At 68.2% G+C, this 7,940-nt stretch carries 9 protein-coding genes; 5 read left to right on the forward strand and 4 right to left on the reverse strand.

Annotated features, from left to right (window positions below; all coding sequences use genetic code 11):
- Position 1 precedes the first annotated feature (1 nt).
- The 5 genes from BLW27_RS18760 to BLW27_RS18780 all read left to right on the forward strand — a co-directional run bounded on the left by BLW27_RS18760 (position 2) and on the right by BLW27_RS18780 (position 4,504).
- Complete coding sequence (locus BLW27_RS18760; protein ID WP_089885968.1) at positions 2-1,858, forward strand: glycoside hydrolase family 15 protein; 1,857 nt, start codon at positions 2-4, stop codon at positions 1,856-1,858.
- On the forward strand, positions 1,855-2,358 hold the full coding sequence (locus tag BLW27_RS18765; protein WP_089885972.1) for a hypothetical protein: 504 nt from the start codon (positions 1,855-1,857) through the stop codon (positions 2,356-2,358). The genes BLW27_RS18760 and BLW27_RS18765 overlap by 4 nt, the downstream gene beginning before the upstream one ends.
- Positions 2,359-2,377: 19 nt before the next feature.
- On the forward strand, positions 2,378-3,442 hold the full coding sequence (locus tag BLW27_RS18770) for an SDR family oxidoreductase (protein WP_218141165.1): 1,065 nt from the start codon (positions 2,378-2,380) through the stop codon (positions 3,440-3,442).
- Between the two features lie 132 nt (positions 3,443-3,574).
- Positions 3,575-3,790 carry a DUF1858 domain-containing protein gene (locus BLW27_RS18775; RefSeq protein ID WP_089885975.1) on the forward strand — a complete coding sequence of 72 codons (216 nt, stop codon included), beginning with the start codon at positions 3,575-3,577 and terminating at the stop codon, positions 3,788-3,790.
- Between the two features lie 285 nt (positions 3,791-4,075).
- Positions 4,076-4,504, forward strand: a complete 429-nt coding sequence (locus BLW27_RS18780) for a pseudoazurin (protein ID WP_089885978.1) — start codon at positions 4,076-4,078, stop codon at positions 4,502-4,504.
- 130 nt (positions 4,505-4,634) lie between these two features.
- On the opposite strand, the gene BLW27_RS18785 is transcribed toward BLW27_RS18780, so the two are convergent.
- From BLW27_RS18785 to BLW27_RS18800, 4 genes are all read right to left on the reverse strand, one after another.
- The gene (locus BLW27_RS18785; RefSeq protein ID WP_089885981.1) at positions 4,635-5,711 is read right to left on the reverse strand and encodes an NnrS family protein; all 1,077 of its coding nucleotides are present in this window, start codon (positions 5,709-5,711) and stop codon (positions 4,635-4,637) included.
- A complete protein-coding gene (locus BLW27_RS18790; RefSeq protein ID WP_177178002.1) occupies positions 5,708-6,703 on the reverse strand; it encodes an FAD:protein FMN transferase in 996 nt (331 codons plus the stop codon). The genes BLW27_RS18785 and BLW27_RS18790 overlap by 4 nt, the downstream gene beginning before the upstream one ends.
- A gap of 11 nt (positions 6,704-6,714) precedes the next feature.
- A complete protein-coding gene (locus BLW27_RS18795; RefSeq protein ID WP_089885987.1) occupies positions 6,715-7,272 on the reverse strand; it encodes a nitrous oxide reductase accessory protein NosL in 558 nt (185 codons plus the stop codon).
- A partial coding sequence (locus BLW27_RS18800) for an ABC transporter permease subunit (RefSeq protein WP_143042360.1) occupies positions 7,269-7,940 on the reverse strand: 672 nt, incomplete at its 5' end. The genes BLW27_RS18795 and BLW27_RS18800, both read right to left, overlap by 4 nt.

Consider the following 7,940-nt stretch of genomic DNA (forward strand, 5'->3'; position numbering starts at 1 on the left):
CATGGAACAAGCGACACCCGACATCGACGAGGCACACGTGCACGCACCGGAAGGCTACCCCGACATCGGCAGCTACGCCGTTCTGGGCGACTGCCGGACGGCCGTGCTGGTCGACCGGATGGGCAGGATCGAATGGGCCTGTTTCCCCGACTTCTCGAGCACGGCCTATTTCGGCGCGCTGCTCGACCGGAAGGTAGGCGGAGCTTTTTCGCTCTTTCCCGTGAACCCGCGCAGGACCCATCGGCGCTACCTGCCGGGCACGCCCGTTCTTGAGACCGAGGTCGAAACCGACACGGGAACGGCCGTGATCACAGAAGCGATGTCGGCGCTCAATGCAGAGGATGACTACATCACTCCGGAGAGCGAGATTCTGCGCCGCGTAACGGTGCGCGAGGGCACCGTCGACGTGGCGCTCCGGCTCGAGCCGCGGCGCGGCTACGGTCGCGCGCCGATGACGATGCGCGGCCTCGGTCGCATCGGCTGGTCGTTCGCCGACGGTGGACGGGGCTTCATTCTGCGGACGGATCTCGATGTCGGGCTCACGCAGCGAGGCGCGGTTCTTGAAGGCGTGACGAGGCTCGAGGCGGGAGAAACGCGCCATGTTTCGCTTGCCTATGTGGGGAAAGACCCCGGTGTGGTTCAGCCGCTGGGGGCCGAGGCGGATGCTCGACTCGACGCGACGATCCGCTGGTGGGATGAATGGAGCGGACGCCTGCAATGGGCGGGCCCATGGCGAGAACCCGCGTTCCGCAGCGCGCTGGCGCTGAAGCTCCTGACGCATGCACGTTCGGGTGCGATCGTTGCCGCGCCCACCACGTCGCTGCCCGAAACGTCGGGCGGAAGCCGGAACTGGGATTACCGCTATTGCTGGCTGCGCGACGCCTCGCTGACGGTGCGGGCGCTGGTGACGATGGGCTGCAACAATGAGGCCGGCGCCTTCTTCGACTGGCTGCTGCATGCGACGCGCAAGACGCATCCGCATCTCCGGGTTCTCTACGATGTCTACGGACAGGAGAGTGTGCCCGAGCGGACGCTGCCGCATCTGGAGGGCTGGCGCGGGTCGCAACCGGTGCGGGTGGGAAACAACGCGCACGACCAGCTGCAGCTGGACGGCTACGGCCAGATCGTCTCGGCCGCGGCCGAATTCCTGGCGGGCGGCGGCGAGATCGGCAGGATGCAGCAACGCAGGATCTGGGAGATGGGGCGCATCGTCAGCCGCGTCTGGAAGGAACCGGACGCCGGCATCTGGGAGATCCGCGGGCAGCGGCGCCATTACACGCATTCCAAGATGCTGTGCTGGGCGGCGCTCAACTGCCTTGTGCGGCTGGTGGAAGATGGCGCATTCGAGGGTGATGCCGAGCCGCTGAGGAAGCAGCGCACCGAGATCGCGAACTTCATCGAGGAGGAGTGCTACCACCCCGAGCGTGGCTACGTCGCCGCGTCGGATTCGGATGCGCCCGATGCAAGCCTCCTGACGCTGCCGAAATACGGTTACGTCGACGCGAACGATCCCCGCTTCCTGCGGACCTTCGAGACGATCGACCGTGAGCTGCGCGTGGGAGAGGCGCTGATCCTGCGCTATCCCTTCGGCTTTGACCGCCTGGCCTCGGAAGAGAACGCCTTCTTCATCTGCAGCTTCTGGGCGGTCGAGGCGCTTGCGAGGATGGGCCGAGTCGAACAGGCAGAGCGGCGGATGGAGGTGCTTCTGGAATACGGCAACGATCTGGGGTTTTTCGCAGAGGAGGCCGCGGCTGTGTCCGGCGAGCATCTGGGCAATTATCCGCAGGCCTTCAGTCACGTCGGACTGATCCTGGCGGCCGAGGCGATCAGCCGCGCAAGTCAAGGGAGTCCGCAATGAGTGCCTTCCCCGCCCTCGCCGAGGCGATCGGCCAGATCGAGATCGTGCTGGTCGGGGGGCTGGTGGCGACGTTGGTCCTGTCCGTAGGCATGTTCGCGAGCCAGGGCCTCGGCTACTCGCGACTGTCGCTGCCGTTCCTCATGGGCTTCTTCGTGACCGGCCGCCGGAGTCGGGCCGCCATCTTCGGCCTTCTTCTCTACACGCTGGGCGGATGGATATTCGCGTTCCTCTACGCCTGGTTCTTCGCGATGCTGGGACGGGCGGGCTTGCTGCTGGGGGTCGGCACCGGGCTGCTGCACGGGCTTTTCCTGCTGACGATGATCATGCCGCTTCTGCCGTACTTCCACCCGCGGGTGGCCTCGCCCTATGCGGGGCCGATCGCACAGCGGCGGCTGCAGCCGCCCGGGTTCCTCGCCCTGAACTATGGCCGGATGACCCCGATCACGACGCTTCTTTCTCACGCGTTCTATGGCGCGATCCTCGGCTGGGTCCTGGCGTGATGGCGAACGAAGCAGGCATGTGCCCCATCGGGAGCCTCCAGGCCGGATCCGGCCGTTTTTCTCTTGTAGGACTTGGAGTTTGAAAATGGCAGGGAACAGACGGAGCATCGTCATCACCGGCGCATCGGCCGGCGTTGGACGGGCCATAACCCTGCGCCTCGCTGGTCCCGACACGGCGCTGGCCCTTCTCGCCCGCGACGCCGACGCGCTCGAGGACGTCGCGCGCGAGGTGCGGGCGAGGGGCGGACAGGCCCTGGTCCTGCCGTGCGACGTGGCGTCCGGCGATGCCGTGGCGGCCGCCGGACGGGCGGCGACCGAGGCGCATGGCCGGATAGACGTCTGGATCAACGTGGCCATGGCTGCCGTCTTCGGCACCGTCGACCAAATCACCCCCGAGGAGGTGCGCCGCGTCACGGAAGTCACTTATCTCGGCTTTGTCAACGGGACCATGGCAGCGCTTCGCGACATGCGGACGCGCGAACGCGGTACCATCGTCCAGATCGGCTCGGCGCTCGCCTACCGGGGCATACCGCTTCAATCCGCCTATTGCGGCGCCAAGCATGCGATCCGTGGCTTCACCGCATCCCTGCGTTGCGAACTCGCGGCGGCTGGAAGCGGGATCGCGATCACCGAATTGCATCTTCCCGCTGTGAACACGCCCCAGTTCGACTGGGCACGGACCCACCGTGATAGCGAACCGCGGCCCGCCGGTCCGGTCTATCAGCCCGAGGCGATCGCCGAGGCGGTGGCCTCTGCGATCGACAGGCCCGCGAGGGAATACTGGCTGGGCCGCCAAGGTCCGCTGCTCATCATGGGGAATCAGGTCTGGCCCGGACTCCTGGACCGCTTGATGGCCAAATCCGGAATCGAAGGGCAGAGCACGGAACAACCGGTAAAGCGCGACCAGCCCGACAACCTGTTCACGCCGGTGCCGGGACTACACCGCACGCGCGGCCGGTTCGGGCAAGAGGCCGCGGCGCGGGTTCCGACCTTCGATGCGCGGCTGGTGCGCGCAAGCGCGATCAGCGCCGCCCTCATCGTCGCGGGCATGCTCGGCTTTGCCCTTGGCGCGGCGTTCATCTGAGGCATGTGGCCCTCCTTGCGCGTTCCTGCATAGCGAAACGGCCCTGCAGCAGGCGAAACGTTGAGTAAGCGCAAAGAAGCCCGGGGGCTCTTCGTGCACGGTGCCCGGACTTCTGCGCCGGAGGAATGCCTGATGCAAGCGCCGTCCTTGGATGCGCCCGACCTGGCGCTGTCGGACCTCATGGATATCTGGCCCGAGACGATCGCGGTCTTTCTGCGGTACAGGATGCTCTGCGTCGGCTGCATGGTCGGCCGGTTCCACACGGTGACCGATGCGTGCCGCTCCCACGACGTGGACGAAACCGAATTTCGCGCGGCCCTGGCCGCCGCCGCACGCGTTCGCGCCTGACGCGGTCAGCATCCAGCATACCGACCGCGGCCGGCTTCGCCCGTGCGGCCATTTCCGGCGAAGTCGCTCCGTGCCGCGCGCAGCACCACGCCCGGTCATCCCATACAGGATCCCGCGAGTTGCCCGGTCGTTCGACCGCTGCCCTACGACCCGCCATGAAGCGCGAAGCGGATCGGCGAAATTCTTGCCGTGATGGTCAGGAGATTGATCAAGCGCAAAGTCCGATGTCCTTGCAGTGCCCATATGAAGGTCAGGAATTCAGACGCATGTGGAAAGGACAAATTCATGCTTCGCACTCTCGCTCTCGCCGCCGCTTTCGGTGCCCTGGCCATGACAGCGCAGGCCGCGACCCACGAGGTCAAGATGCTCAACCGCGGCGCAGACGGCATGATGGTGTTCGAGCCTGCCTTCCTCAAGGTCGAGCCCGGCGACACCGTGACGTTCCTGCCGACCGACAAGAGCCACAACGCCGAAACCATCTCGGAGATGCTGCCCGAAGGTGCCGAGCCCTTCGTCGGCGCTATGAACAAGGAGGTCAGCGTGACCTTCACCGAAGAAGGCATCTATGGCGTCAAGTGCAAGCCGCATTACGCGATGGGCATGGTCGCCGTCGTTCAGGTCGGTGACGTGGGCGATGTCGAGGCCGCCAAGGCGGTGAAGCACCCCGGACAGGCAGCAAAGCGGATGGACGCCGCGCTCGCCCAGGTCGAATGACGCCTCGGGGGGGCGCCTAGGCGCCCCCCCTTGCAAGGCACGCATTGAGGGGCCGCCTGACCAAGGGCGGCCCTTTGCCGTCGGAGGCTGCGCGCGCACTGGCGCCGGACGACTAGGCGTTAGCCGTTTCTCAGGCTCCCGCGCCCTTGCCCCACCCCAGCAGCCGCGGCGCGTAGACGACCAGCGCGAGAAGCATCGCCGCGCTCCACACCATGCCGCCGGCTGCGGCAGCAGGGACCAGATACTCCGGCGCGACCAGTGGCACCCCGCCGCGCAGAAGCGCCGCCAGGCTCACCAGCGCCAGGACCACTCCGTCCTTCCAGTCGCCCCGCTGCGCCTCGCGCGCCTGTGCGCGGATTAGGCGCAGCGCGATCACTAGCGTCATCGACCCGACGGCCCCCACCAGGATCAGGTGCAGCGCGTCCCCTGCCCCGATGCCGGTCCCGAACCGCGCGGCGGAATAGGCCAGCAGCCCGGCCGACAGCCAGGCATAGCCCGCGTGCAGCCCCCACAGAAGCGGATCGGACAGCACGCCGCGGTCCCACCAGTGCCACAGGCGATATGCCTGCAGAAGGCAGAGCGCCCCCGCCACCGAACCGGAGGTGACTGCCGCCCCGAAGGCTTCGACCACGACAAGCGCGGCGGCCAGTGCAACGCTGGCCGTTTCGGTCCGCGCAAGGCCCAGGCCGGGGCCGCGGCGCGTGGCCGCCCGCGTGTGGCCGGGCACCAGCCGCCCGCCCACTACGACGATCAGCGCGACCGCCAGCATGGCGGCCATGCGCAGCGCCTCCGCCGCCGCGGCCGGGAACAGGACCATCCCCGCGTTCGCCGCCGTCAGCGCGCCCACGACGCAGATGATCCCGAGCGACATGAACTTCCTGCCCGACCAGAGCGGCGGCTTGCGCAGCAGGATCAGCAGCGGCAGGAACGCGAGGTCCAGCAGCGCGGCGACCCACGGCAACACGTCCGCAAGCAGCAGCAGCCGCGCCGCGATCCACAGTGCGGCCAGCCCCAGGATGCGCGGACCGCGATCGCCCACGGTGAGGAACCCCGCCACCATCGCCGCGAGGTAGCCGTAGATCATCTCGTGCCCGTGCCACAGGACGCCCGCGCCGGGAACGACGCCCGCGTACCGCAGCAGCCAGATCGGTATCCAGAGCCCGGCGAATCCAAGCGCCAGCGCAAAGAAGATCCGCGCGCCGCTCATCCCGCGGCCGAGGCGATCTCTTCGCGCGTGCCGTCCCGGTTCAGCACATGGACCCGGACACCGTCATGGGCGGCAAGGGTCCGACGGATCTGCGCCGTCGACATCTGCATGAAGGCGGTCGACAACGCGTCGGCCAAGGTGGCCTCGGGCGCCACGACCGAGACGCTGGCGCGGCCTTCGGTCGGCGTGCCGGTGCGCGGATCGAAGATGTGGTGCACCCGCCCCGCGCGATCAAAGGCGAAGCCGCCCGGCGCGGACGTGGCCAGCGCGGAGTCGACCAGCTCGACGGTACGCTGCGGCGCACCGCCGCCCGGGTCAGCCAGCGCCGCCCGCCAGGGCGTACCGCCGGGATGCCGCCCCAGGGCCCGCGCCTCGCCGAGATCGACCAGAACGTCGGAAAAGCCCGCTTCACGCAGCAGCTCTGCAATGCGGTCCGTCACGTAGCCCTGCGCGATCCCGTTCGGGGTCAGTGCCATGCCGGGCCGGTCGAAGGCGATCCGGCCGGGCGCCACCGTCACGCGGGCTTGCCCCACAAGCGCCAAGGCGGCCGCATGCGCCTTCGGGGCAGGCAGGTCGGTCCGGTCCGGGTCCTGCGCGAAATGCGCGGAATACAACTGCCAGAGCGGCTGCACACTCATGTCGAACACGCCGCCTGTGCTGCGATGGATCTGCCCGGCGGTGTCGAGCAGCCGCACCAGGTCGAAGGGCGGCGACGAAAGCGCGCCGTCCCGGTTCAGGCGGCTGACGGCCGAACCGGGGCGGTAGAGGCTGAAGATGCGTTCCAGCCGACCTATCTCGGCCACGCACCGGGCGATCGCCGCCTCGGCCGTCGGCCGGTCCGGATGGTAGAGCCGCAAGCTCGCCCGCGCCCCCAGCGCGGTGCCGTTCCAGACGTGCAGAGAGCCCTCATTGACCGCGGCAGGTAGGGCCGCGAGGCCCGCCGCCGCGGCGGTGATGCCGATGAACCGGCGGCGATCCAGCTTCGAATGCATGTGCTGCCCCTTCATTCCGCGTCCGGTCCGATGCCGGACATGTCGCCGTGGTCCATCTGCATCGGCTCGACCGTCGCGCCGAGAACGTAATCCTCGGGCACTGCGTCGAAGGCGACGACCTCGCCCCCGTGTTCGGTCGCGAAAGCCGCCGCGGCGTCTTCGGTCCCGAAGGGAACGGGCTCTTCCGCGCCCATGCCGCCGCGCATGTCGCTGCCGATCACGAAATGCGCCTCGCGCGCCTCGATCCAGACGCCGGGGCCGGGATCGGCCCAGCTTTCCGCGCGTGCCATGTCGGTCACGTAGATCGCGGCGATGTCGCGTGGCTCTTCGGGCAGCAGATGAAAGGCGAATGCATCCCGCACGGACGAGAACCAGACGGGGTCTTCACGGCTTTCCAGCAGGATCTGCGCCTTCGGACCGTCATGATCGACGACGATCATGTGGTCGTAATGGCTGATCTCGCTGCCGGTCAGTTCCTGCGGCGGGGGCGGCGGCGCGGCCTCGTCCTCGTCGCAGGCGGCGAGAAGGCCGACAGACAGAAGGGCGATGGCGAAGAACCGGGCGGTCATAGCTGCCTCCTCTTGAAAAGCACGCTGGCCAGCGCGAGCGGCACGACGATCCAGCAGCCGAGCGCCAGCAGAAGGACCGGCGCGCCGAGGCTGGCGTCGGCGGCAAGGCCCGACATGCCGGCGAACATGCTGGCATCGGCCGAGCCCGCGAGGTTCAGCAACCGGTAGACGTCGGCCGGGTTCAGCAGCAGCAGCACGTTCAGGACCGTCGGCGTGATGATCGAACCTTGGTCGACGACCAGCGCGCCCAGCAGGATCATGTCGTAGACCAGGGCGAAAAGCAGCCAGAGGCCTACCGCGATACCGGCCGCGACGCCGCGCTCGCGGGCCAGCGCGCTGACCGCATAGCCGATGGCCAGGAAAGCGGCCCCCAGCGCGATCGAGTTGCCGATCATGCGGGCGAAGGCGACCCATCCCTCGCCGAGACCGCCGGCAAGCAGACCCAGCGCAAGCCCCGCCGCGCCGTAGCCGATCGTGGTGGCGATCGCCAGGATCACCAGATGGCCGAGGAACTTGCCCAGGATGATCTGCCAGCGCGCCACCGGGTAGCTGAGCAGCAGCAGAAGCGTGCCCCGCTCGGCCTCGCCCACCACGGCGTCGTGCGACAGCAGCAGCGCGATCAGCGGGATCAGAAAGATCGTCAGGCTGGACAGGCTGACGATCATCAC

The sequence above is a fragment of the Citreimonas salinaria genome, from assembly GCF_900107235.1.
Taxonomy (GTDB): domain Bacteria; phylum Pseudomonadota; class Alphaproteobacteria; order Rhodobacterales; family Rhodobacteraceae; genus Citreimonas; species Citreimonas salinaria.